General features: G+C 61.7%; 19 protein-coding genes and 2 pseudogenes. 15 read left to right on the top strand and 6 right to left on the bottom strand.

All coding sequences use genetic code 11. The features are described from left to right. The first annotated feature begins 80 nt into the window (after nucleotides 1-80). The 9 genes from AC1DZE_RS11615 (at nucleotide 81) to AC1DZE_RS11575 (ending at nucleotide 9,353) form a co-directional block, all read left to right on the top strand. Complete coding sequence (locus AC1DZE_RS11615) at nucleotides 81-1,325, top strand: extracellular solute-binding protein (protein WP_477700057.1); 1,245 nt, start codon at nucleotides 81-83, stop codon at nucleotides 1,323-1,325. Between the two features lie 24 nt (nucleotides 1,326-1,349). Next, on the top strand, nucleotides 1,350-2,279 hold the full coding sequence (locus AC1DZE_RS11610) for a carbohydrate ABC transporter permease (RefSeq protein ID WP_477700056.1): 930 nt from the start codon (nucleotides 1,350-1,352) through the stop codon (nucleotides 2,277-2,279). Continuing rightward, on the top strand, nucleotides 2,276-3,109 hold the full coding sequence (locus AC1DZE_RS11605; RefSeq protein WP_477673275.1) for a carbohydrate ABC transporter permease: 834 nt from the start codon (nucleotides 2,276-2,278) through the stop codon (nucleotides 3,107-3,109). The genes AC1DZE_RS11610 and AC1DZE_RS11605 overlap by 4 nt, the downstream gene beginning before the upstream one ends. 11 nt (nucleotides 3,110-3,120) lie before the next feature. Beyond that, a complete protein-coding gene (locus tag AC1DZE_RS11600; protein WP_477673276.1) occupies nucleotides 3,121-4,284 on the top strand; it encodes an ABC transporter ATP-binding protein in 1,164 nt (387 codons plus the stop codon). Nucleotides 4,285-4,322: 38 nt separating this feature from the next. Beyond that, nucleotides 4,323-5,306 (top strand): 2-hydroxyacid dehydrogenase, encoded by a 984-nt coding sequence (locus AC1DZE_RS11595; RefSeq protein WP_477673277.1) that lies wholly within the window; start codon nucleotides 4,323-4,325, stop codon nucleotides 5,304-5,306. Next, on the top strand, nucleotides 5,303-6,124 hold the full coding sequence (locus tag AC1DZE_RS11590; RefSeq protein ID WP_477700055.1) for a 2-keto-4-pentenoate hydratase: 822 nt from the start codon (nucleotides 5,303-5,305) through the stop codon (nucleotides 6,122-6,124). Before AC1DZE_RS11595 ends, AC1DZE_RS11590 begins: the two co-directional genes overlap by 4 nt. A gap of 50 nt (nucleotides 6,125-6,174) precedes the next feature. Continuing rightward, nucleotides 6,175-6,942, top strand: coding sequence for an SDR family oxidoreductase (locus AC1DZE_RS11585; protein WP_477673624.1), 768 nt, complete (start codon nucleotides 6,175-6,177; stop codon nucleotides 6,940-6,942). 117 nt (nucleotides 6,943-7,059) lie between these two features. Next, nucleotides 7,060-8,094 carry an L-idonate 5-dehydrogenase gene (locus AC1DZE_RS11580; protein WP_477673625.1) on the top strand — a complete coding sequence of 345 codons (1,035 nt, stop codon included), beginning with the start codon at nucleotides 7,060-7,062 and terminating at the stop codon, nucleotides 8,092-8,094. A gap of 11 nt (nucleotides 8,095-8,105) precedes the next feature. Continuing rightward, nucleotides 8,106-9,353 (top strand): enolase C-terminal domain-like protein, encoded by a 1,248-nt coding sequence (locus AC1DZE_RS11575; protein ID WP_477673626.1) that lies wholly within the window; start codon nucleotides 8,106-8,108, stop codon nucleotides 9,351-9,353. Between the two features lie 776 nt (nucleotides 9,354-10,129). On the opposite strand, the gene AC1DZE_RS11570 is transcribed toward AC1DZE_RS11575, so the two are convergent. Then, entirely contained in the window at nucleotides 10,130-10,603 is a 474-nt protein-coding gene (locus AC1DZE_RS11570; RefSeq protein ID WP_477700054.1) for an Lrp/AsnC family transcriptional regulator, read from the bottom strand. 103 nt (nucleotides 10,604-10,706) lie between these two features. Here AC1DZE_RS11570 and AC1DZE_RS11565 point away from each other — a divergent pair, with 103 nt between their 5' ends. Next, the gene (locus AC1DZE_RS11565) at nucleotides 10,707-11,675 is read left to right on the top strand and encodes a threonine ammonia-lyase (RefSeq protein WP_477700053.1); all 969 of its coding nucleotides are present in this window, start codon (nucleotides 10,707-10,709) and stop codon (nucleotides 11,673-11,675) included. 477 nt (nucleotides 11,676-12,152) lie between these two features. On the opposite strand, the gene AC1DZE_RS11560 is transcribed toward AC1DZE_RS11565, so the two are convergent. Further along, complete coding sequence (locus AC1DZE_RS11560) at nucleotides 12,153-13,031, bottom strand: LysR family transcriptional regulator (protein ID WP_477700052.1); 879 nt, start codon at nucleotides 13,029-13,031, stop codon at nucleotides 12,153-12,155. A gap of 93 nt (nucleotides 13,032-13,124) precedes the next feature. On the opposite strand from AC1DZE_RS11560, the gene AC1DZE_RS11555 reads away from it, so the two are divergent. Then, a complete protein-coding gene (locus tag AC1DZE_RS11555; RefSeq protein ID WP_477700051.1) occupies nucleotides 13,125-14,171 on the top strand; it encodes an MBL fold metallo-hydrolase in 1,047 nt (348 codons plus the stop codon). Between the two features lie 28 nt (nucleotides 14,172-14,199). Next, nucleotides 14,200-14,505: a hypothetical protein gene (locus tag AC1DZE_RS11550; RefSeq protein WP_477700050.1), complete on the top strand. Its 306-nt coding sequence runs from the start codon at nucleotides 14,200-14,202 to the stop codon at nucleotides 14,503-14,505. Nucleotides 14,506-14,939: 434 nt separating this feature from the next. Here AC1DZE_RS11550 and AC1DZE_RS11545 read toward each other — a convergent pair. Both AC1DZE_RS11545 and AC1DZE_RS11540 read right to left on the bottom strand, forming a co-directional pair. Continuing rightward, a pseudogene (locus AC1DZE_RS11545) lies at nucleotides 14,940-15,956 on the bottom strand (ABC transporter substrate-binding protein); the annotation flags it as partial. 188 nt (nucleotides 15,957-16,144) lie between these two features. Then, a pseudogene (locus AC1DZE_RS11540) lies at nucleotides 16,145-16,315 on the bottom strand (ABC transporter ATP-binding protein); the annotation flags it as partial. Nucleotides 16,316-16,493: 178 nt separating this feature from the next. Between AC1DZE_RS11540 and AC1DZE_RS11535 the strand changes: the two are divergent. Further along, the gene (locus AC1DZE_RS11535; RefSeq protein ID WP_477672835.1) at nucleotides 16,494-17,204 is read left to right on the top strand and encodes an enoyl-CoA hydratase/isomerase family protein; all 711 of its coding nucleotides are present in this window, start codon (nucleotides 16,494-16,496) and stop codon (nucleotides 17,202-17,204) included. Between the two features lie 100 nt (nucleotides 17,205-17,304). Here the strand turns inward: AC1DZE_RS11535 and AC1DZE_RS11530 are convergent, their stop codons facing one another. After that, on the bottom strand, nucleotides 17,305-19,011 hold the full coding sequence (locus AC1DZE_RS11530; protein ID WP_477670004.1) for an acyl-CoA dehydrogenase family protein: 1,707 nt from the start codon (nucleotides 19,009-19,011) through the stop codon (nucleotides 17,305-17,307). A 269-nt stretch (nucleotides 19,012-19,280) separates the two neighbouring features. Then, the gene (locus AC1DZE_RS11525; RefSeq protein ID WP_477670003.1) at nucleotides 19,281-20,183 is read right to left on the bottom strand and encodes a LysR substrate-binding domain-containing protein; all 903 of its coding nucleotides are present in this window, start codon (nucleotides 20,181-20,183) and stop codon (nucleotides 19,281-19,283) included. Nucleotides 20,184-20,269: 86 nt separating this feature from the next. On the opposite strand from AC1DZE_RS11525, the gene AC1DZE_RS11520 reads away from it, so the two are divergent. Further along, the gene (locus AC1DZE_RS11520; protein ID WP_477670002.1) at nucleotides 20,270-21,265 is read left to right on the top strand and encodes a Bug family tripartite tricarboxylate transporter substrate binding protein; all 996 of its coding nucleotides are present in this window, start codon (nucleotides 20,270-20,272) and stop codon (nucleotides 21,263-21,265) included. A gap of 34 nt (nucleotides 21,266-21,299) precedes the next feature. Beyond that, complete coding sequence (locus AC1DZE_RS11515; RefSeq protein ID WP_477672836.1) at nucleotides 21,300-22,148, top strand: HTD2 family dehydratase; 849 nt, start codon at nucleotides 21,300-21,302, stop codon at nucleotides 22,146-22,148. Nucleotides 22,149-22,150: the final 2 nt, after the last annotated feature.

Raw genomic sequence — 22,150 nt, 5'->3', positions numbered from 1 at the left:
CTTGCTAATCGGCCACGGAAACCGTGCGCCACTTCCAACAACACTCGCGGTCCGACGTGTCCGCATTTATGGAGACATGCATGAAAAAACTGTCAAGCCTTTCAGCTGGTGTGGTGGCGCTTGCGGGCGCTCTCGTCATAGGTGGCATGCCGGTGGCTGCCGGTGCTCAAACGAAGGAGACGTTGACCTTTGCGGCTGTCACGTTCAGCGAGGCCGGCCGCGGCGAGCGTCTCAAGGCCTGGGTTGAGAAGTTCAACAAGAGCCAGGCTACCGCCGAAATCCAACCCATAGCCATTCCTTTCGGGAGCTTTGCCAAGACAGTTTTCACGCAAATGGGCGGCGGCGCGGGGCCCGATCTCGTGCGCATGGACGCGATCGATTACTACGCAGCCGTGAACAGCAAGAGCATCCTGCCGCTGGACGATCTGCTCAAGGGCGGCAACTACAGGTTCACGGAGCCCGACAAATACATGATGGTGGGCGGCAAGCGCTATGGCGTGCCGTTCGAGCTCAGCAACTACGTGCTGCTGTACAACCCGGCCTTGCTCAAGGGCGGCAAGCCGCCGGCGAACTTCGACGAATTTCTGGCCAGCGCCAAGGCGGCCACCGGCAACGGTGTCTATGGCTACGCGTACCGCGCCACCATGGCTGAGGGCAACGGCTTCTGGCAGGACCTGTGCAACTTCGTCTACGGCTTCGGTGGCCGCTGGAGCGACGCGAAAGGCAATCTGACCCTGAACGATCCCAAGGTGGTTGAGGGCGTCGCCGCCTACAAGAAGATCTACGACGCCGGCGTGATTCCCAAGGGGGCGGACGCCGCAACCTACCGTCGTATGTTCTGGGAGCGCAAGGTGGCGATGGAGGTCGACAACGGCGGTGTGGCCGGCATCTTCAGCCAGCAGGCACCCGAATTGGCGTTCGCCGCCGCGCCGTCGCCATTCCCGACGCGGGCCCAGGGCATGGTGTTGACGGCGCTGACCATCAATGCCAACACCAAGCACAAAGCAGCGGCCGAAGCCTTTATCAAGTGGACCTTGCAGCCCGAGAATCAGAAGGACTTGCAGGAATTGCTGGGTGCGAGCAATGTGGCCACGGTGATTGAGCGCAGCCCGGAGATGATGGCCAAGCGGCCCTGGCTAAAGGTCTATGACGACCAGGCCGTGAACAGCGTGCCGCAGCTGGTGCAGGGCCTGGAGGTCAAGACGCCGGAGATCCAGCAGATCGTGCTGGAGCAGGTGCTCAAGGTGCTGCAAGGTGGCATGGACCCCAAGAAGGCGATGGACGACGCCCAGCGTACGGCCTTGTCGCGCGTACTGCGCAAGTAAGCCAGCCCACCGCAGACCTTTCCCATGCATGCTGCAACATCTCCGGCCGGCGCCGCGCCGCCACCGAGGACAAAGCGCGACTGGACGCCCTACTGGTTCGCCGCACCGGTAGCCTTGTATCTGCTGCTGTTCCAGGGTTATCCCCTGGTGCAGGAGTTCTATCTGAGCTTCACGTCTACCGCGCTGCTGTCTCCTGGCCGGCATACCTATGTCGGGCTGCGGAACTACATCGATCTGGTAACGCAGGAGGAGTTCCGCCAGGTTTTTCTGATCACCGCCATCTACACCGTGGTGTGCGTGGTGGTGGCGATTGGCCTGGGCCTGGGGGCCGCTCTGCTGCTTAACGCGCCGTTCCGCGGGCGGGGGCTGGCGCGGGCGCTGGTGACGATTCCGTGGGCCGCACCGCCAGTGGCCGTGGCGCTGATCTTCATCTGGATCTACAACGGTCAGTACGGCATCTTCAACCATCTGCTGGGCGCGCTCGGCGGGCCGGTCAGCCTGGAGAGCTGGCTCGACAGTCCGGCGTTGGCCTTGCCCGCGGTGTTGCTGACGACCATCTGGCAGATCTTCCCGTTCGCCTCGGTCGTCATCCTGGCCGCCTTGCAGGGGGTGTCCTCGGAACTGCGCGAGGCCGCGGTGATTGACGGCGCGGACCGGCTGAGCGTGTTTCGCGCCGTAGTCTGGCCGACCATCCAGCCTTCGGTGGCGCTGCTCGCGCTGTTCCTGACCATCTGGTCCCTGCGCCGCTTCGACCTGATCTGGCTCATGACCCAGGGCGGCCCGATCGGTTCGACCAACACCATGGTGATCGAGCTGTACCGCCGGGCCTTTGTGTACCGCGATCTGGGTCAGGGCGCCGCCGTCGGCATGGTGGGCCTGTCGATTGCGCTGCTCATCACCATCGTCTATTTCCGTTACACACAGCGCGTCGAGCGCGCCAAGGGGCAGCGATGAGCCGCACGCTGTCCTGGAGCCACGCGCTGCGCATGATCTTGGTGCTGGCGCTGCTGGGCGTGGCCGCGTTCCCGATTTACTGGATGCTGGTGACCTCGCTGACCTCGTCGCCGGACCTGTTTGCACCCAAGCCGCACCTGCTGCCCGACTGGTCGCAAGCGGCGATCTACGGCCACGCCTTCAGCGCCACCGCCGTCGCCACCTGGCTGAAGAACAGCGCCATCGTCGCCTTCGGCACGGCCGCGCTCAGCATCGTACTGGCCATTTTTCCGGCCTATGTGCTGTCGCGCTACCGCATGCGGGCGGTCGCCATCCTGGGGGTGGCGCTGTTCGTTACGCAGATGCTGCCCGAAGCCATGCTGGTCGTGCCTTTGTACGCGATCTTTGGCCAGTTGGGTTTGCTGAACAGCCTGACCGGCCTGATCCTGGCCAACACGGCATTCACGGTGCCGGTGATCACGCTGATCCTCAAGGGGGCGGTCGACGGCGTGCCCATCGATATCGAGGAAGCCGCCGGCATCGACGGCTGCTCGCGCCTGGGCATTGTGCTGACCATGGTGCTGCCGCTGGTGGCGCCCAGCCTGGCCGCCGCTGCCGTGATCGCCTTCTTCCATGGCTGGAACGAATACGTGTTCGCCCAGACCCTGATCAGTGACCAGGGGCTACAGACCGCCTCGGTCGGCCTGGCCGGCTTCGTGGGCGAGCTGAACACGCCCATGCATACCGTGATGGCCATCGGGCTGATGTACACCCTGCCCGCCGTCATCTTCTATCTTTTCGTGCAGCGCTACGTCGTCTCCGGCATGACCGCCGGCAGCGTCAAGGGCTAAGGACATTCACCATGGCATCCATCTCCCTCAAGGGCGTCACCAAGATCTTCGGCGGAAAAAAGGCCGCGAATCAGATCACATTCGACGTCGCCGACCGCGAATTCGTCGTGTTGCTCGGCCCTTCGGGCTGCGGCAAGTCCACCCTGCTGCGCATGCTGGCCGGCCTCGAGCAGGTCACGAGCGGCGAAGTCCACGTCGGTGCGCGCCGTGTCGATACCTTGCCGCCCAGCGCCCGCGACATGGCCTTTGTGTTCCAGTCGTATGCGCTGTACCCGCACATGACAGTGCGGCGCAACATCACCTTCCCGCTGATCATGCGCGAGCACCGCTGGTGGTTTCATCTGCCCCTCATTGGAGGCATCGCCAAGCGGCGCATCGAGCAGACGCCGGCGGTGCGCGACCTGGTCGACCGCACGGCCAAGACACTGGCGCTCACTGAAATGCTCGACCGCTACCCACGCACGCTGTCGGGCGGCCAGCGCCAGCGCGTGGCGCTGGGCCGGGCCATGGTGCGCCAGCCCGATGTGTTCCTGATGGACGAGCCGCTGTCCAATCTCGACGCCAAGCTGCGCACCTCAATGCGCGCCGAAATCATCAAGCTGCACCGTGAAGTCGGGGGCACCTTCGTCTACGTGACACACGACCAGATCGAGGCGATGACCATGGGCACCCGCATCGCGCTGATGCGCGACGGCGAGGTGCAGCAGTTCGGCACGCCGCGCGAGATCTACACCGATCCGGCGAACACCTTTGTGGCCCGCTTCATCGGCACACCGCCCATGAACCTGATCGAGGCGCGCATCGAGCCGCGCGGTCTGATCATCGGCAAGACGGTGCTGCCCCTGCCCGAGCATCTGGCGGCGCTGGGGCAACACGCACCACGCGATGTGCTGCTCGGCATCCGTCCGCAGGCGCTGGGCCTGGGCAACGGCGTGCTGGCGGGCCAGGTGGCCCTGGTCGAGCACGTGGGAGCCGAGTCCATCGTCAGCATCAAGCTCGACCATGCCAACACCGCCCACAGCGAGGACGGCCAGAGCGGCGACGACGTGATGGTCGTGGTCCAAGGCTACAGCGATCTGCGCACCGGCCAGCCCGTGCAGTTGTCGCTAGACCTCGGCGAGGCCGTGCTGTTCGAGCGCGACGGCCAGCGCATCCGCGTGCCGGCGCTGCAATGACGATGACGATTCCTTTACCCAGGACACCACGACAGCTCATGAAAACTATCAAGATCGTATTCCACGGCGAGAACGCCGCTAATTTTCGCCAGGGTTTCGAGGCCCTGGTCGACCCACGGCACCAGATCATCGATCTGAGCGACACGCTGGCCGGCCCCGGCGAGCGCGAACACTACGAGAGCGCTGACGTCATCGTCGGCATCAAGCTGAACCGTGAGATGCCGGTACCGAGGCAAGCAGGCCTGTTCCACGCGCCTTCTGCAGGCACGGATGCCATCGACACGGCGCTGCTGCCGCACGGCACCGTGCTGTGCAACTGCTTCGGCCACGAGCACGCCATCGCCGAATACGTGATGGCCGCCTTGCTGCAGCGCCATGTGCCGCTGGCGCAGGCCGATGCCGATCTGCGCCAGCGGCGCTGGACCTACTGGGCCGGCCGACCGACGGCACTGCGCAGCGAATTGGGCGCCCAGACGCTGGGCCTGCTCGGCTTCGGCCATATCTCCCAGGCCATCCTGGCACGGGCCAAGGCCTTTGGCATGCGGGTCACGGTGGCCAACCGCAGCCCCATCCACGATGAGCGCGTAGACCAGGCCTTTACCCTGGACCAGCTACCCGCTTTTATGGCATCGGCCGACGCCATCGTGGTCTCGCTGCCCTTGACGGCACAGACCACCGGTATCGTCGGGGCCGAGGCCTTCGCCGCCATGCGGCCCGACGCCCTGATCCTGAACGTCGGGCGCGGCCCGGTGATCGACGAGCAGGCGCTATACGACGCCCTGGCCCAGCGCCGCATCGGCGGCGCCATCATCGACACCTGGTACAGCTATCCGACGCCCGACCAAGCCGAGTGCACGCCGTCGCGCCTGGATTTCGCGTCGCTGCCGAATCTGCTCATGACCCCGCACATGTCGGGCTGGACCTCGGGCACCGTGCGCCGGCGCCAGGAGACCATGGCCGACAACATTCAGCGTTGGCTGGACGGCCGGCCACTGAACAACGTGCTCTGGCCTAAGTCATGAACGCGCATTCCTCTCCAACCCTGCCCACGGCCGCGCAAGAAGTCGTAGCCGCTCTGGTCGCGGCGCGCCGTTTCGGCCAAACGGCCCCGACCGAGCCCTTGCGGGCCGCGCTGAGCACCGACGACGAGGCCTATGCCGTCCAGGACGCCGTGGCCCAGGCGCTCGGCTGGTTTGCCGATGGCGGGCCGCGCTACTGGAAGTCGGGCGGGGCGTCCCGCGACTCCGTGCTCAGCCATGCGGCCCTGCCGTCTGCAGGCGTGCGGGTGGCTGGAGAGTCGCTGGCAGATTTTTCCTTCCATACCCCCGCTGTGGAAGCAGAGATCGTGTTGCGCCTTGCAGAAGATGTGACGCCCGAGCGCGCACAGCGCCTGGGTCACGCCGATGGTCCTGCCCTGGTGAATGCAATGGCCGTCGCCATCGAGATCGCAGATTCGCGCTGGGATGAAGGGCTGCAGGCACCGGCCGCCTTGCGGCTGGCCGACCAGGGCTCGCATGGCGCGCTGATTCTGGGCGAATGGAAGCCCTGGCGGGCGCACGACTGGGCTAGTCAGCGCTGCGAAGTTCGCTTCGGCGGGGCTCCGATCATCGCCAACACGGGCGCCTATTCCTTGGGCGATCCACTGTGGTTGATGCCGATCTGGCTGCGCCACGCCACGCGCGGCGGACGCACGGTTGCAGCGAACACGGTAGTCACCACGGGCTCCTGGGTAGGCGCGATCCCCAGCCCGAAGGATGCCGATGTTCAGGTCCGCTTTCCGGGTCTGGGCGAGGTCGGCCTGCGCGGCGGCAGCGTCCACACCGCACTGGACCGGCCCTGAACCCGGGCCGGACACCACATCGATAACTGACACAACGAAACGGAAACCACATGCCCACACTGTTTGACTTGACCGGGCGCACGGCGCTCATCACCGGGTCCGCCCGCGGCCTGGGCTACGGATTCGCGCACGGCCTGGCCGAGGCGGGCGCCAAAGTCGTGATCAACGCGCGCAACACCGAGCAGGTCGCGCAGGCCGTGGCCCAGCTGCGCGCCCTGGGCCATGACGCGCTGGGCCTGCCGTTCGACGTGACCGACGAAGCGGCTGTTGGCGCCGCGTTCGCGTCGCTGGACCAGCAAGGCATAGAAGTCGACATCCTGATCAACAACGCCGGCATCCAGCACCGCATGCCCCTGGTCGATCTGGAGCTCAAGGACTGGCAGCGCGTGATCGACACCAACTTGACCAGCGCTTTCATCGTCGGCAAGCAGGCTGCCAAACGCATGATCGCGCGCGGCCGTGGTGGCAAGGTCATCAACATCGGCTCGCTGACCAGCGAGGCCGCGCGCGCCACGGTCGGTCCATACACGGCGGCCAAAGGCGGTATCAAGATGCTGACGCGTGCGATGGCCGCCGAATGGACCGAGCACGGCATCCAGGCCAACGCCATCGGTCCCGGCTACATGGCCACGGAGATGAACACCGCGTTGTTGCAGAACCCCGCCTTCGACACCTGGGTCAAGGCCCGGACCCCGGCACGCCGGTGGGGCCGGCCCGACGAGCTGGCCGGCACCGCGGTCTACCTGGCCTCCGCGGCCTCTGATTACGTCAGCGGGCAAATCATTTACGTCGATGGCGGCATGCTCGCCGTGTTGTGACGGCACAGCTGTTCCGCCACTTTCCAGGTCTTCATGAACAACGCGTTCGACCGGCTCAAGAACCCCGCCGGCGACATCCATCTGCAGAAGTAAATCTGCGTACAAAGGCACAACACCATGGAAGCACTCGTCATCCACGCCGCCGGCGACCTGCGCGTCGAAACCTTTCCCACCGCCGAGCTCGGCCCCGGCCAGTTGCGCGTGCGGGTACGCTGCGGCGGCATCTGCGGCTCGGACCTGCACTACTACAACCACGGGGGCTTCGGCACCATCCGTCTGCAGGAGCCGATGGTGCTAGGCCATGAGATCGCTGGCGTCATCGAGGCGGTGGGCGACGATGTAACCGGCTTCACTGCGGGCGAGCGCATCGCCGTCTGCCCCAGCAACCCTTGCGGCCAGTGCCGCTACTGCCAGCAGGGTTTGCAGAACCATTGCCTGGACATGCGCTACTACGGCAGCGCCATGCGCAACCCACATGTGCAGGGCGCGTTTCGGCAGGAGATCGTGGTCGAGCCGCACCAGGCGCACCGGCTGGCGGCCAGTGTCAGCGATGGCGAAGGCTCGATGGCCGAGCCACTGGCGGTGGCGCTGCATGCGGTGCGCCGCGCCGGTTCGCTGCTGGGCAAGTCGGTGCTAGTCACGGGTTGTGGGCCGATTGGCGCGCTGGTGATTCTTGCGGCCAGGCGCGCCGGCGCCGCGCATATCGTGGCCACCGATGTCAGCGACCACACCCTGGGCAAGGCGCTGAAAGTCGGCGCCGATGAGGCCATCAACGTAGCCGACGAGCCCGAGGGCCTGGCGCGCTTCAAAGCTGACAAAGGCCAGTTCGACGTGCTGTTCGAAGCCAGCGGCAACGAGCGCGCGCTGCGCGGCGCGCTGGACACCCTGCGGCCGCGCGGCATCCTAGTGCAGCTGGGCCTGGGCGGCGAGATGACGCTGCCGATCAACACCCTGGTGGCCAAGGAGTTCGACCTGCGCGGTGCCTTCCGCTTCCATGAGGAATTCGCCATGGCCGTGGAGCTGCTGAACAAGGGGCTGGTGGACGTGAAGCCGCTGATCTCGGCCACGCTGTCCTACCGTGACTCGGCTCGCGCGTTCGCACTCGCTGCAGATCGCTCGCAGGCGATGAAGGTCTTACTGAACTTTGATTGAGAAAGCATGCAATGGCGACCCTGATTACCGACGTCAAAGTCATCCTCACCGCGCCCGAGGGCATCAACCTGTTGGTGGTGCGGATCGAGACCAACCAGGCGGGCCTGTACGGCCTGGGCTGCGCGACCTTTGCCTACCGGCACCTGGCGGTGCAGTGCCTGCTGGAGCAGTATCTGCGGCCGCTGCTGCTGGGCCGCGACGCCACGGCCATCGAGGAACTGTGGCAGCTGATGCACCAGAACGCCTACTGGCGCAACGGGCCTATCGAGAACAACGCCATCTCGGGCGTGGACATGGCGTTGTGGGATATCAAGGGCAAGATGGCCAACATGCCGCTGTACCAGATGTTTGGTGGAAAGTGCCGCGAAGGCGTACCTATCTATCGACACGCGGACGGAAAGGACCTGAGCGAGCTGTGCGACAACATCCAGAAGTACCAGGAGCAGGGTATCACCCACATTCGCTGTCAAAGCGGTGGCTACGGCGGTGGTGGTTATGGACCGGCACCATCCAACGCCCCAAAGGGGTCACTGGATGGTGTCTACCTGGACAGCAAAAAATACATGCGTGACACGCTCGAATTGTTTGACGGCATTCGCAACAAGGTGGGTTTTGATGTAGCGCTTTGTCATGACGTGCATGAGCGCCTGAAGCCTATTGAGGCAATCAAGTTCGCTCACGAGCTGGAGCGGTTTGACCTGTTTTTCCTGGAAGACGCCATTCCGCTGGAAGAAGGCAACTGGATGCGCCAGCTGCGCGCCAAGACCAGCATCCCCTTGGCACAGGGCGAGCTGTTTAACAACCCTTACGAGTGGAAGTTTCTGATCACCGAACAGTTGATTGACTACATCCGGGTTCATTTGAGTCAAATCGGCGGAATCACGCCTGGCAGAAAATTGCAGATTTTTGCTGAGCAATTCGGTGTAAGAACGGCATGGCATGGCCCGGGCGATATGTCACCGTTGGCTCATGCGGCAAATATTCATATTGATCTGGCGGCCCGGAATTTCGGTGTTCAGGAGTGGTCCGGTACGGAGCCTCCCAATTTTGTGATCCAGGAGTTGAAAGGCCCCCAAGCTGCTTTGCTGGATGTATTTCCCGGACTCCCGGAGTTCAAGAATGGCTATGTCTACGCCAATGACAAGCCAGGCCTGGGTGTGGATCTGGACGAAGTGGAAGCCAAAAAGTACCCCTGTGAAAATGTCATAACAACGTGGACGCAAACCCGACTTGTAGATGGAACGCTTCAGACGCCGTAAGTGTTGTATCCCGCTGAAGTCTGGAGTAAATCCTCGGGCCGGACCACCAGAATCAGATTTCAAGGTGATTACCGGTTGCGTGTTCAAGCATTAGATATAGGCATACCCTATGCTTCGCGCTCTTGGATCCAGTGTGAACCCGCGCCGTAGACCTCATTGCAAACGTCGGCAATGATCTGATAGTCACGGCGTATCTCCTCGGTTGCCGGAGTCCACAGTCCGCCGTCCCTGACCTGGGCTTCGTGATGAACAACATGTGCGGCCCAGCAGAGGCGAATTTCTCTCATGGTCTATCAGAGCGGTTACTTCGGACTAACTGGTGCTCCAACGCAGGCCTCTTCGACTTTGTTCACGCCGCAGCAATCGCCAGCATACTACCCGCAGGATCCGGAGGTGGCAATGGCTGACCGCCGCAAATCGCCGATCAGGTGCAGGTAAAGATGCGTCAACGCGATGTCTTCGACGTACTTCATTTAGTTGTCGAAAATCTTTGCGCAGCCCTGGAATCTTCGACGGACTTTGCTAGGTCAAAAACCGCAGAAAAAGTAGCCGAAAGGTATTCATCTCAAAGGAATTCCGCGACGGACTTTATTCATGGCAATCAGCTATTCCGTGGGAATAACGTCTGTCGGAGATGGGGGTGCCATGCTGGCGGCAATACGGGTGGTCGGCCATGCCAGCGCCTGTCTCCTTTGCCCTCTCACTCAGGAACGCATTTCAACTGTGTGGCAGATAGAAATTCCACCTACGACGTCGTTGAATTGTGACTACCCCGATCACCGCTCATTGACTGCTACTTGGAGCGCATTCCGGCGCCGATGTGCATCGAGCACGATGTGCGTCGTAAAGCTTCTGACGTTGGCGTCGTGTAGCAGGCATTCGTTGCAGAACACTTCATAGGCCGCGAGGTCGGGCACGATGACGATGAGGACATAGTCAATGTTTCCCGCAACGCCGTAGCACTGTTGAACTTCACTGCGCGTGTCCACCTTTTTACGAAAAGCCAACGTGGCGCGCGCGGATTCGTCGACGAGATCGACCTGCACGATGGCGGTAATGCCTAACCCGAGTTTTTCGCAGTCGAGCTCGGCCGTCTCGGCCAGGATAACGCCGGTTTCCCGCAATCTCTTAAGGCGGCGTTGCACGGCAGCAGCAGAAAGGCCGACCTGCGTCCCAATTTGCTCGGCAGGCAAGCGGGTGTCGCGTTGGTAAATTTCGAGAATCTGGCGGTCGAACGCGTCGAGGGTCATGGCGGCGGATGTCTGCAGGAACGAAGGATTGAATGCGGCAAAGCGTCAAAACGAGCGGCTAAATCGCGGCTGGGCACACCGGCCGGGTACGCATACTTTCGGCATGCTTATTATCAACAACTCCCATCGACTTTCCACGCTTAACATCGAGCGTGCCGCCACGCTGATCGACCCCGTATTTCGTGATAGCCCGCAGTTTGAATGCGAGCCGCTGAGTCAGTCGCTCGGCGCATCCTTGCTCCTGAAGGTGGAAACGCTGAACCCTCTACGTTCTTTCAAGGGACGCGGCGCCGATTTTTTCATGCATGAGAACGCGGCGAATCTCGCTGGGCGAATGCTTGTCTGTGCCACGGCCGGGAACTGGGGACAAGCGATGGCCTACGTATGCCGGGCTCGTGGATGGCCGCTGGTCGTGTACAGCGCGACGACCGCCAATCCATTCAAGGTAGAGCGCATGCGTGCGATGGGGACGGAGGTTCGCCTTCACAGTGAGGACTTCGATACCGCCAAGGAAGAGGCTTGGCGCTTCTGTGCTTCTTCCGGTGCCATGTTCGTCGAGGACGGTCGGGAAGTCAGCATTGCTGAAGGCGCGGGAACCATTGCCCGCGAGCTCCTGGCACAGCACCAGTTCGATACTCTGCTGCTCCCATTGGGGAACGGCGCTTTGCTCAATGGCGCAGGTCGCTGGATCAAAGCTCATGCACCGGGGGTGCGAGTCATCGGCGTCTGCGCAGAAGGCGCTGATGCGATGGCCGTGTCGTGGAAGGGGCATCGCCTGATTGAGCGGAGCACGGTCAACACCATCGCAGACGGCATCGCGGTGCGCCGGCCAGTACCGGAGGCGCTGGAGGATATGAAGGAGCTGGTCGACGAGGTGCTACTGGTGAGTGAAGTTGCCATCGAGCGTGCGATGCAGCTGGTATTCCAAAGTGCCGGCTTGGTCGTCGAGCCCGCCGGTGTGGTTGGCGTCGCGGCGGTGATCGAGCACCCATCGCTTCGGTCCGAGCGACTGGCGACGGTGTTGTGCGGCAGCAATCTCACGCTGGAACAAATGCGTCGTTGGCTTTATTGATGCGACAACGGGTCAAACAAGGACGCAAACCGTTGTCCTGAGCATGTTGACAGTCTTTACTTTTGCGTATTTTCCGAAAAAGCAGACAAATGGTATTTTTTACCGGATTGCAAAAAAGTGGAGATTCTCATAGTTTTTTGACAGTCCTTCTTTTTGCAAACACGCTGATTGCCATTAATAAAGTCCATCGGATTACATAAAGGTCCGTCGGACAATGACAGCTCCGAAAATAGCTGGGCAACTGCTCCGGGCCAAGGGGCGGACATTGCAAACGGCGGCTGTCGGGCCAACTGTTACACGCTTGCCGGTCCGCGTTGCGCGGAAAGGAAGGATGTGCGCGTCAATCGTGGAAAGAGACAAACCGAGGTCACTACAAGGGTGCGCCGCTTCCGAATTGCGCGAACGCCTGTTCATCGGCGAACATGACGGCTACAAGCGACCAGGATCAGGAGGAGACTTGTCCTCATGCCTCATGCCTCATGCCTCATGCTGAAAGTGCGGATTGTCTCTAAGGGCAGCTGCGACATGCGTCATAAAGGCTTTGATGCGTGCCGATCCGCGCGAATCCGCGTGCGTGAGGATCCATAGATCTACGCACGCTGCATCTGGAACTCGAGTGACTTCTTTCAGACGTGAGTCAGAGGCGCCGACGAAGCGCGGAAGTAATGCAGCCCCCATACCCTCAGCGGCCAGCTTTGCAAGACCGACGAACGTATCGATACTGGCCACGATCGTCGGGGCGTCCAATTGCGACTGCAGCCAGGATCCCATGGTGGAGGCAAGCAGTTCTCCACCGGGCATGATCCAGTGAAGGGCAGTCCAAGGAGACTGGCTATGTGCCTCTAAATACTCATGGGAAGCATAGATGGCGAATCCCATTCGTGCGAGCCTCATGCCAACCCAGGCCTCGGGGGGATGGCTGCTTGGCCTTAGCGCGATATCTGCATCCTGGCGGTCGAGATCGATCAGCTTATTGGTCACAAGTACATCCACCTCAATGGCAGGGAACTGAGACCGAAATGAAGCGAGCAATGGACCCACAAGGTTATGAGCTATGGAATCGGTTGTGGTGAAACGGAGCTTGCCCGTCAGTTCGGCTACTTGACCGTCGGCAAACCTTTGGGCATCTACGATCGCTTGCTCGACGATGGGACCTACTTCGCACAGCCTCATGCAGAGGTCTGTCGGCACCAAACCTGAATGCGACCTACGGAAGATCAGCGCGCGAAGCTGCTTTTCCAGGATCTCGATACGCCTGAATACCGTGGCGTGGGAGACCCCAAGGCTTCGGCCGGCTGCTGCCGCAGACCCGGTGCGCTTCACCTCGAGCACATATTGCAGATCGTTCCAGTCCAAGCTGTCCTTTCGTGCGCAGCGGGTGTGCGTTGATGTGTATTCCCGTGGGGGGGCCAAGTGCCTATGCTCGAATTTTGCTTTCCGAACCTGCAAATGATCAGCAACATGTTACTCCCGGCCTTGCAGAGCGCTGCAGCTGGTGTTCTTCTCTTCCATGTGGCTTCCGCTACGAGCCAAGGTCTTCCTGAAGCCCCTTCTTCGATCGGCGCTCAGTACGTAGAGGCGTCTGCCACGAAACCGCTGCAGCCCAGTCAAAAAATTGATCGTTTATACGGACGTAACGTTGCGGACGAGTTCATCTTGCAGCGATTGACTCAGCGAACGTACTGGTTCCAACGGCAACACTACGGGACGATGTTCTATGTCGGAGATCGGGGCGTCCTGCTTTTCGATCCACTCGAAGATCGTGGTGAACAGCTGAGAAGGGCCATCGCCTCCGTCACGTCGCTTCCGATCACAGCGATCGTGTACTCCCACGACCACGCTGACCACATCGGCGATGCCAGAAAGTTCACTGAGATGCCCGCGAAGATCCGCGTGATTGCTTCGAAGGCTACCGCCGACAAGATGTCTTTTCTGAAGAGCTCCTTGCCAAGACCCACTGAGGTGGTTCCATGGCCAAGAGGCTCGTTCAAATTCGAGAAGCTTGTTGTCGAACTCCACGGCTTCGAGCGTGCAGCCCACACCGACGATCACGCGGCATGGTTGATGCCGCAAGAAGGAGTCTTGCATCTTCCCGACCTGATCAACCCGGACCAGCCGCCGTTCTGGGCATTTGCGGGCTCTGAGAATTACGCCTACTACGCAGCGAACCTCGAGGAGGTCGCCAAGCTCCGATGGACTTTCTTGAGTGGCGGCCATGGCAATGTCGGAAGCAGGGCCGACGTCGAGTTTTACAGGTCGTTCCTAAAGGACATAAATGAAGCAGTTGCGAAAGCACTGGGAGAGGTGCAATGGGGCGTGGGCGTAGACGCTGCGACCGTGAATGCACACACGGCTTTCCTCCCTGCCTGGCTTTCTGCTGTTGCGAAACATGCAACCGACAGTCTGCGTCCAAAGTACGGTAAGTTGTACGGTTTCGAAGCTGCGACTCCGCGGAACGCTGAGATGGTTGCGCAGACGATGGTTGGCTATAAGTAGCAGGGTGGCCCGGACAAAAGGAGACTCCATGTCAGTGATTGAAATCGTGAGGCTTCGGCCCGCTTCTGGCGTCAGCGAGGACAAGTTCCTAGCTGCCAGCGACCGCTTCGAGCAGGACTACATGCGCGCTCGGAAAGGTTTCCGAAAGCGTACGCTCCTACGTGGAGATGCAGGGGACTGGGCCGTGCTTGTCGACTGGGACACAGCCGAAGACGCGCAGGCCTCCATGGATGCGTTTCCAAAAGATCCTGCTTCTGCACCGTTCAATGCGGTGCTTGATCTTGCAACTTTCGAAATGAAGCGGTTCTCGGTTGTGAAGGTGTTCGACCGCTAGGCGTTCTGAGAGGGCCGACCAACCGAGGCCTTGCCGCTGGGAAGTCCCACTGCACCAGGCGCGATGACATGACGGGCGAGACTGGCGCAGGACGTTGCGAGCTGATCGACGTTCGGGACTGTGCTGCATGCCGAGAAAAACAGGGGCAGCAGGGCGAACCCAGTGCGCAGGGCGGAAGAAGAGGAAATGAGTCATGGCATCTTCAAACTTGTTTAATACATCAGTCGACCATCACGACCAACGACGTTGGTGCCTACATCTAGCCCTTTCGTTGCCGCCCCAAATCAACCACGTATACGCCCAGGTCGGCAGCAATCGAGGTAATGACGGCTCTGCAGTAGCCGATGGCCGAAGTCATCAATCGCGATCTGATGTTGTTGCTGCGCACGTGAACTTCGGCCGCTTCTTTGAACAGTGATCGCAATTCCGTCAATCTACTTTTGAAGATTGCCGCCGGAATTGATGATGGAGAGATCCACCCCTCCCCAACCGGCCCGCTGGTTGGCTGTGTAGTTGACAAAGACACCTCCCAGGTTGTATTCACCCAGGTTGGACAAGGCCTGCAGCACACCGGCGCGGGTGGGCGTCTTGCCCGCGCGCCGGACAGCTTCCACTGCGATCTTGGCTCCCATATAGCCTTCAAGACTCGAGAAGGACAGAACTTCGCCTGGCGCGTATTTCTTCATGTCGCCGTGATATTCGGTGATGACCGGCTTGGAAGGAACGAAGGGGAAAGGCACCGCTTGACTCAAAACGATGCCGCGTGCTTTGTCCTTGCCGGTGGCACTGACCAGACCGTCGTGCTGTAGCACCGACAGGCCGTAGATCTGCACCGAACCTCCAGGGGCGTCGCGGACCGCCTTGACGAATTCAAACGCAGGCTTTCCCGCAGCCAGCAAAATAATGCCCTTGGGGCGGGTCTCTGTGATGGCGGCGACGGCCGCGCGAACGCTCGCATCCAGCTTGTCGGGTGTGGCGTCAATTACCTGCTGCGTCGCGATCTTGACGCCCTGTGGACCACTGAGCTGGGTCGTCAGCTGCGCCAGGGGTGGGCCGAAGGCGACGTTCATGTTGACGATGGCCAGCGAGTCCTTGCCCCAGGTCTTGGCTTCTTTGAGGAGGGCGCCAACTTCATCCGCATAGCCGCTGCGCAGTGGAAACACATTGCCGGCAGAAATCACATTTTTATCGCCTTGCAGCGGCGCAATCAGCGCAATGCCGTTCTTGCTCAGCAAGTCCTGCTTGGCGATTTCGGCAAGACCAGCGCTGTTGAGAAAGCCCAACAGCCCTACCACCGCCGGGTCGCCGATGAGCTGCTGGGTCAATTCAACCATCTTTGGGCCCTGAAGACTGTCATCCAGCGTGACCAGCTTGAGCTTATGGCCCTGCAGGGTACTGCTCGCGTTGACTTTGTCGAAATAGGCCTGGATACCCGCCGCCATGCCTTTGGCGTTCGCGGCCGACGCCGGATTAGTCTATGAGGCGACTTGCCCGAAGACCAGGTCGATGGCGTGGCTGGACATCGGCAGGGCAAGGATGACGAGCGCCGCGATGGCGGTAGTGAAGCGCGTGAAAATGAGCGTCATAAAGCCTCCTTAAAGGAGTCAGTACATCATCAAAGAAAAGTAGTTCAAATGGGTTAAACCCCAACATATTGCGTCAGCAGTTCAGGCCGGGCATGCAGTTCCGGTGAGCTGCCTTCAAACACCACTTCACCCTTGACCAAAATGATGTTGCGGTCTGTGACTTGTGTCACATGTTTCCAATTTTTGTCGACGGTCATGCTGCTGATGTCGCTTTCGCGGATCACTAAGCCGCGAGCCGAGCGAGTTGCGATTCGATAGTTTTGGGGAGCGGTAAGGACGTGCCAGCTAAAGTACAACTCGACTAACTGCTTGTGAAGGTGTTTATACGTACGGCCCGGTCAAAAAAACATTGGGCCGGAAATTATGCGTTCGCTGATGGCTTCCCGGTTCAGAATCACACCCATGACAACTCCCAAGCTGCTGATCGAGTCCGCGGACGGCATCATGACCGTGTCCCTGAACCGCCCCGACAAACTTAATGCCATTGACAACGAGCTTGCGCGTGCACTTCTTGCTGCTATAGAGTTGGCCTCGCGCGACGATGCCGTCCGGGTGCTCCTTCTGCGCGGCAATGGCCGGGCATTCTGTGCGGGGAGGGACGTCAGTGCGCCACCCACTGAAGAGGACCTGGTCTTGGTGCAAGCCGTGTCCAAAGCGCTGGTGTCCCTGCCCAAGCCGGTGCTTGCTTCGGTTCATGGCTGGACTGTCGGCGCCGGCTTGGAGTGGATGCTCAATGCGGACATTGTGATCGCGGGGGAAAGCACCCGCTTCAAGTTGCCGGAGTCCTCCCTCGGGGTTTTTGTGACGGGTGGATTGACCGCCACCTTATCTGCCTATGCAGGCGTTGCGCGCGCCAAGGCGCTGATGCTCCTGGGCGAAGAGTTCTCACCTGCGCAGGCGATGGCTTGGGGACTTGTCTGGAAAGTGGTCTCCGACCAGGAACTCGAATCGGCTTCCCGACAAATCGGCGCCAGGCTGGCGTCGCTTCAGCCGGTGGTGGCAGCCAGCTTCAAACGGGTTCTCAACGACATCGGCCTTCGCCATTTCGATGATGCCATCGCGCTTGAAAACGATGCGCAGCGCACCTTGGGCGGTCGCGGGGTTCAGAACTAGCAGGCTGCCCAAGGCGTGCGGAAGATCTGATCTCTCAACGCCCAGGGCATGCTGGGGTTGACCGTCGATCCGGTGTCGCCCCGTCCACATGAAAGGCCGGTCAATCCCGGCGCCTGATTTCATCTTCGATGATGCCCAGCCGCATATCGAACTCAGGCATCACCCAGCGCCGTAGCGCTTCACTTGGGCCTTGCCAGCGCTCACTGCCTTGCGCGCCAGGCGTGTTGCAGATGCGCACCCAAGCCCAACCAAGCAGTGCCAGCGCCACCGCGCGCAGGTAGTCGCCAGCGACCCAATAGGGCAACTGGGGCGCCGCACCCGCGACCTTGATCAATGCTGCGGTCGTCATCTCAAGGCGGGCGAAACAGCTCAATACAGCCTTCTCGTTCGCGCGCCCGTCGTCCAGGCCCTCCTGCAGGACCTGGAACATCTGCCGCAACGCCTTGCCGCCGTCCGGTATCACCTTGCGGACCAGCAAGTCGATGGCCTGAATCTCGTTGGTGCCCTCATAGATCATGGTCACGCGTGAATCGCGCACGGTCTGCTCGATTCCCCATTCGCGGATGTAGCCATGGCCACCGAAAACTTGCAGGCATTCGCTGGCGCCGTGGAAAGCCTGATCGGTGAAAGCAGCCTTCAACACGGGTGTGAGCAGGCTGCACCACTGCTGTGCCCTTTCACGACGAGTGGGGTCAGGGTGGTACCTGGCGATGTCGAGCTCGAGTCCTGTCTGGTAAGCCAGCACGCGCCCTCCGTCGATCCAGGCTCGTTGCGTATCCAGCAGGCGGCGCATCGCCGGGTGGCCGATGATGAAGTCGGCGGGCTCGGTGCTGGTGCGTGGCCCGGGCACGCGCATCTGCCTGCGCTCGCGCGCATAGGCATCGGCCTTTTGCCATGCGGCGTCGAGCAGGCCGATGCCCTGCAGCGCCACGTGCAAACGCGCCGCATTCATCATCACGAACATTGCGTTCAGGCCCTCGCCCGGCTGGCCTACCAGCCAGGCTGTCGCATCATCGAAGCGCATGGCGCAGGTGGGGCTGCCGTGCAGGCCCATCTTTTCTTCGATGCGATCGCAGTAGACATGGTTGCGGCTGCCGTCCATCAGCAGCTTGGGGGCGAGAAACAGCGACAGGCCTTTGGGGCCGGCAGGTGCATCCGGCAGGCGTGCGAGGACGAGATGCAGGATATTGCCGGTGAGATCGTGATCGCCACCGGAAATGAAGATCTTGCTGCCGTTGACGCGGTAGCTGCCGTCCGGCTTCGGCGTTGCGCGGGTGCGCACCAGTCCGAGATCGCTGCCGGCATGCGCTTCGGTAAGGCACATCGTGGCCAGCCATTCGCCAGAGACAAGTTTTTCCAGGTAAGTCGCCTTCAATTCATCGCTGCCATGATGGGCCAGGCACTCATAGGCTCCGTGCAGCAGGCCCGGTGCCATGGTCCAGCCATGGTTGGCGGCACTCAGCCATTCGTACAGCGCACCTTCCAGCACCCAGGGCAGCCCTTGCCCGCCGTGTTCAGGCGCGCATGAAAGCGCAGGCCAGCCTGCCTGCCAGAACGCCTGGTAGGCCTGTACGAAACCTGGAGGCGTCACGACCGCGCCGGCATCGAAGCGGCACCCCGGGTTGTCGCCCGCCGCATTCAGCGGCGCCACAACCTCGGCGACGAACTTTCCTGCTTCCTCCAGAACCTGCCGCTGCAGGTCGCCGTCGGTATCGGCAAAGCGCTCGATCGGTCGCAATTGGCCGCCCGCGTCCAGTACGTCGAAAAGAATGAATTGCGCATCTTGCACAGCGGGTTGATAGGTCATACGCCTTTTCTACTGGTTGCCACGGAGTCACAATAATAGTTATTTATAATAATCAAATTGGCGCGCGAATGGCAACAGGCGCAGCCGATCCTTTCGGCACGCGCCCGCCAGGCCGGCGGCCCTGATTCGGGTGGAAGGCCGAGGTGGTCGCGGTGGTTGCTCCACTACCCATCGTTCGGGCGCTCGAAGTTTCATCGCGACCCGAACAGGAAAAACACCAGCACGCATTGGTGCCTGGCCTGCACCAGTGCCGGCCTTTGGCACTTCCCTTAGCGACGCTCTTTCAGCGCCGTGTGCAGGTAGTCGTAGAACATCTTTGCCGGTGCGCGCAGCGTCGTGCCACGCAAGGTGGTGAGGCCGAGGACACGCGACACCGCCGGGGCGACGAGCGCAACGCCGATGATCGACGGATGCCGTTTCGGCAAGGCCAGGCGTGGTACAGCCGCAAGCCCGAGCCCCGCCTCGACCATGCCGAGCAGCGTCGCGATGTGGCTCACCTCGAGACGGTACGAGGGGTTGATGCCCGCCTTGGCCAGCGCGTCATCCAGCAGTTGCCGGTTTCCGCTGGTACGCGATACCGCGATCAGGCGCTCGGTTTCCAGGTTCTTCCAGGACAGCGTCTTGCGGCCGGCGAGTGCATGGCGGCGCGGCATGGCCACCACGAAGGGGTCGGTGTGGATCGGCTCGAAGTCCACCCCGGGCACCTGGTTGCCCATGAAGCTGATGCCGAAGTCCGACTCGCCCGACACTACGCTGGCCATCACCGCGCCGGCGGCTTCGTCAATCACACGGACGCGGATCAGCGGGTAGCGTTCGGAGAAAGAGCTCACGACCGTGGGCAGGAAATGGATGGCCGCGGAAGGCACGCAGGCCACCGTGACCCGGCCGGTCCGGCTGCCGGCGATGTCGGTGATGCCGAGCATGGCGGACTCGAGGTCGTCCAGCGCGGCGCGTGCGCGATCAAGGAAAACGTGCCCGAGGGCCGTCAGTTCGACCTCTCGTGTGGTGCGGTTGAAAAGCCGCGCGCCCAGGATGGTCTCGAGCTTGTCGATGCGCCGGCTTAAAGCGGGTGGGGAAAGATGGATATGGTCGGCTGCTGCGCGAAAGCTCCCGCGCTCGGCCACCGCCACGAAGGCTTCGAGTTGCTGTAAATCGAAATTGATGCGTGCCATGCACCAATACTAGCAAAAGTTGCACTTCACGGATTCCCTTCATTCGCCGAAGATCCGGCAACCAGAACATCCACAGGAGACAAACCATGCTGCCGAAACACCACGTCCGGACTTTGCTGATGCTGAGCTTGCTACCACTGGCGGTTGGCTCCTCCATGGCGGCGACCAGTCCGGCGACGCCCAAGAACTGGCCCGAAAAAGCGATCACCATCGTGGTGCCGACCTCCGCCGGCGGCGCCAACGACGCGATGGCGCGCGTCCTGGCCCAGGGACTCAGCGCCCGGCTCGGCAAACCGGTCATCGTCGACAACCGGGCCGGGGCGAACGGCGCGATTGCCAGCGAGTTCGTGGCCCGCGCCGCGCCGGACGGCTACACCTTGATGTTCGGCTACATCGCTACCCACGGCATCAACCCGGCCTTGCAAAAGCTGCGCTACGACCCGGTCACCGATTTTGAACCCATCGGCATGGTGGCGGCATCTCCGACGGTGCTGGTCGTCAGCCCGGAAGTGCCGGCCAGGACCGCCAAAGAACTGGTGCAGCTCATCAAGGCCAAACCCGACAGCTTCAGCTTCGCGACGGCGGGGAATGGCACCGCACCGCATATCGCAGGCGAGCTGTTCAAGCTGTCCGCAGGGGTGGATGTGATCGGAATTCCCCACAAAGGCTCAGCGCCCGCCGTGATGAGCACCATCTCTGGCATCACGCAATACATGTTTCCCAGTTTGTTTACCGCGTACCCGCAAATCAAGGGCGGCAAGCTCAAGGCGCTCGGCATCGCCGGTGACAAGCGATCTCCCGTCTTGCCTGACGTTCCGACGCTGGCCGAGCAGGGAATTCCCAACGTCAGCATGTCGCAGTGGTACGCCATGTTCGCCCCCGCTAAAACCCCCAAGGTGGTGGTTGACCGGCTGAACCAGGAGATCAATCGCGTACTGGCCGAAAAAACCGTACAGAAATTCATTGAAGACCAGGGGGCCGAGGTTGAAACCAGCACGCCTGCGCAACTCAAAACCCTGGTGCAAAAGGAAGTCACGCGCTGGAAGGGCGTTGTGGCGACCGCAAAAATCAAGCTCGACTGAGTCGCGCAAGTTTTACTGAAAGGAGGGTACGCGCATGAACTTGCAAGACTGGACAGGCCGCAGCGAAACAGTGGAAGACACCGCCACTGCCACGCCGTACGCAGCGCTGTCGGCCACGCTCGACCGCGCCGACACCTCGCGCCCCGCGCCCGGCACGCCGTTGCCCTACCTCTGGCACTGGCTGTATTTCCTGCCGATCCACGCGCAATCGGAGATCGGCCCGGATGGCCATGCGCGGCGAGGCGGATTCCTGCCGCCCGTTCCGCTTCCGCGCCGCATGTGGGCCGGCAGCGATTTTGAGTTCCACGAGCCGCTGTGTGTCGGCGACGCGCTCGCGCGCACCTCAACCATCGTTGATGTGACGGAAAAGAGCGGCCGCACCGGCAGCCTGGTTTTCGTGAAGGTGCGCCATGAACTTCGCCGCAACGGTTCTGCGGGCGTAGCGTTGACCGAGCACCACAACATCGTCTACCGTGCGGCGCCGACGCCGGCCGACGTGGCTCCGCCGCCGCAGGCAGCGCCCGCGGAATTCGCGTGGGTGCGCCGCATCGTTGCCGACGACGTGCTGCTGTTCCGCTACTCGGCCCTCACGTTCAACGGGCACCGCATTCACTACGACCGAAAGTACGTCACGGAGGTCGAGGGTTACCCCGGTCTTATCGTGCACGGCCCCTTGATCGCCACGCTGCTCATGGACCTGTTGCGTCGACACATGCCTGAGGCCATGGTGCGCAAATTTGAGTTCAAGGCGGTCCGGCCCACGTTCGACGTCAACCCGTTCTCGATCCACGGGCAGCCTTCAGCCGACGGCAAGAGCGTGCGGCTGTGGGGGCGTGACCACGAAGGCTGGCTCACGATGGATGCCACCGCCACGCTGGGCTGAGG

The sequence above is a fragment of the Polaromonas sp. P1_F1 genome, from assembly GCF_056405795.1.
Note: the sequence above shows the minus strand (reverse complement) of the source record. Positions and strands in the feature narration are given on the sequence as shown.

What these genes read in the sequence shown, in the direction of transcription:
- AC1DZE_RS11615 (WP_477700057.1), top strand. Translation starts at nt 81, where the DNA reads ATGAAAAAACTGTCAAGCCTTTCAGCTGGTGTGGTGGCGCTTGCGGGC.
- AC1DZE_RS11610 (WP_477700056.1), top strand. Translation starts at nt 1,350, where the DNA reads ATGCATGCTGCAACATCTCCGGCCGGCGCCGCGCCGCCACCGAGGACA.
- AC1DZE_RS11605 (WP_477673275.1), top strand. Translation starts at nt 2,276, where the DNA reads ATGAGCCGCACGCTGTCCTGGAGCCACGCGCTGCGCATGATCTTGGTG.
- AC1DZE_RS11600 (WP_477673276.1), top strand. Translation starts at nt 3,121, where the DNA reads ATGGCATCCATCTCCCTCAAGGGCGTCACCAAGATCTTCGGCGGAAAA.
- AC1DZE_RS11595 (WP_477673277.1), top strand. Translation starts at nt 4,323, where the DNA reads ATGAAAACTATCAAGATCGTATTCCACGGCGAGAACGCCGCTAATTTT.
- AC1DZE_RS11590 (WP_477700055.1), top strand. Translation starts at nt 5,303, where the DNA reads ATGAACGCGCATTCCTCTCCAACCCTGCCCACGGCCGCGCAAGAAGTC.
- AC1DZE_RS11585 (WP_477673624.1), top strand. Translation starts at nt 6,175, where the DNA reads ATGCCCACACTGTTTGACTTGACCGGGCGCACGGCGCTCATCACCGGG.
- AC1DZE_RS11580 (WP_477673625.1), top strand. Translation starts at nt 7,060, where the DNA reads ATGGAAGCACTCGTCATCCACGCCGCCGGCGACCTGCGCGTCGAAACC.
- AC1DZE_RS11575 (WP_477673626.1), top strand. Translation starts at nt 8,106, where the DNA reads ATGGCGACCCTGATTACCGACGTCAAAGTCATCCTCACCGCGCCCGAG.
- AC1DZE_RS11570 (WP_477700054.1), bottom strand. Translation starts at nt 10,603, where the DNA reads ATGACCCTCGACGCGTTCGACCGCCAGATTCTCGAAATTTACCAACGC.
- AC1DZE_RS11565 (WP_477700053.1), top strand. Translation starts at nt 10,707, where the DNA reads ATGCTTATTATCAACAACTCCCATCGACTTTCCACGCTTAACATCGAG.
- AC1DZE_RS11555 (WP_477700051.1), top strand. Translation starts at nt 13,125, where the DNA reads ATGATCAGCAACATGTTACTCCCGGCCTTGCAGAGCGCTGCAGCTGGT.
- AC1DZE_RS11550 (WP_477700050.1), top strand. Translation starts at nt 14,200, where the DNA reads ATGTCAGTGATTGAAATCGTGAGGCTTCGGCCCGCTTCTGGCGTCAGC.
- AC1DZE_RS11535 (WP_477672835.1), top strand. Translation starts at nt 16,494, where the DNA reads ATGACAACTCCCAAGCTGCTGATCGAGTCCGCGGACGGCATCATGACC.
- AC1DZE_RS11530 (WP_477670004.1), bottom strand. Translation starts at nt 19,011, where the DNA reads ATGACCTATCAACCCGCTGTGCAAGATGCGCAATTCATTCTTTTCGAC.
- AC1DZE_RS11525 (WP_477670003.1), bottom strand. Translation starts at nt 20,183, where the DNA reads ATGGCACGCATCAATTTCGATTTACAGCAACTCGAAGCCTTCGTGGCG.
- AC1DZE_RS11520 (WP_477670002.1), top strand. Translation starts at nt 20,270, where the DNA reads ATGCTGCCGAAACACCACGTCCGGACTTTGCTGATGCTGAGCTTGCTA.
- AC1DZE_RS11515 (WP_477672836.1), top strand. Translation starts at nt 21,300, where the DNA reads ATGAACTTGCAAGACTGGACAGGCCGCAGCGAAACAGTGGAAGACACC.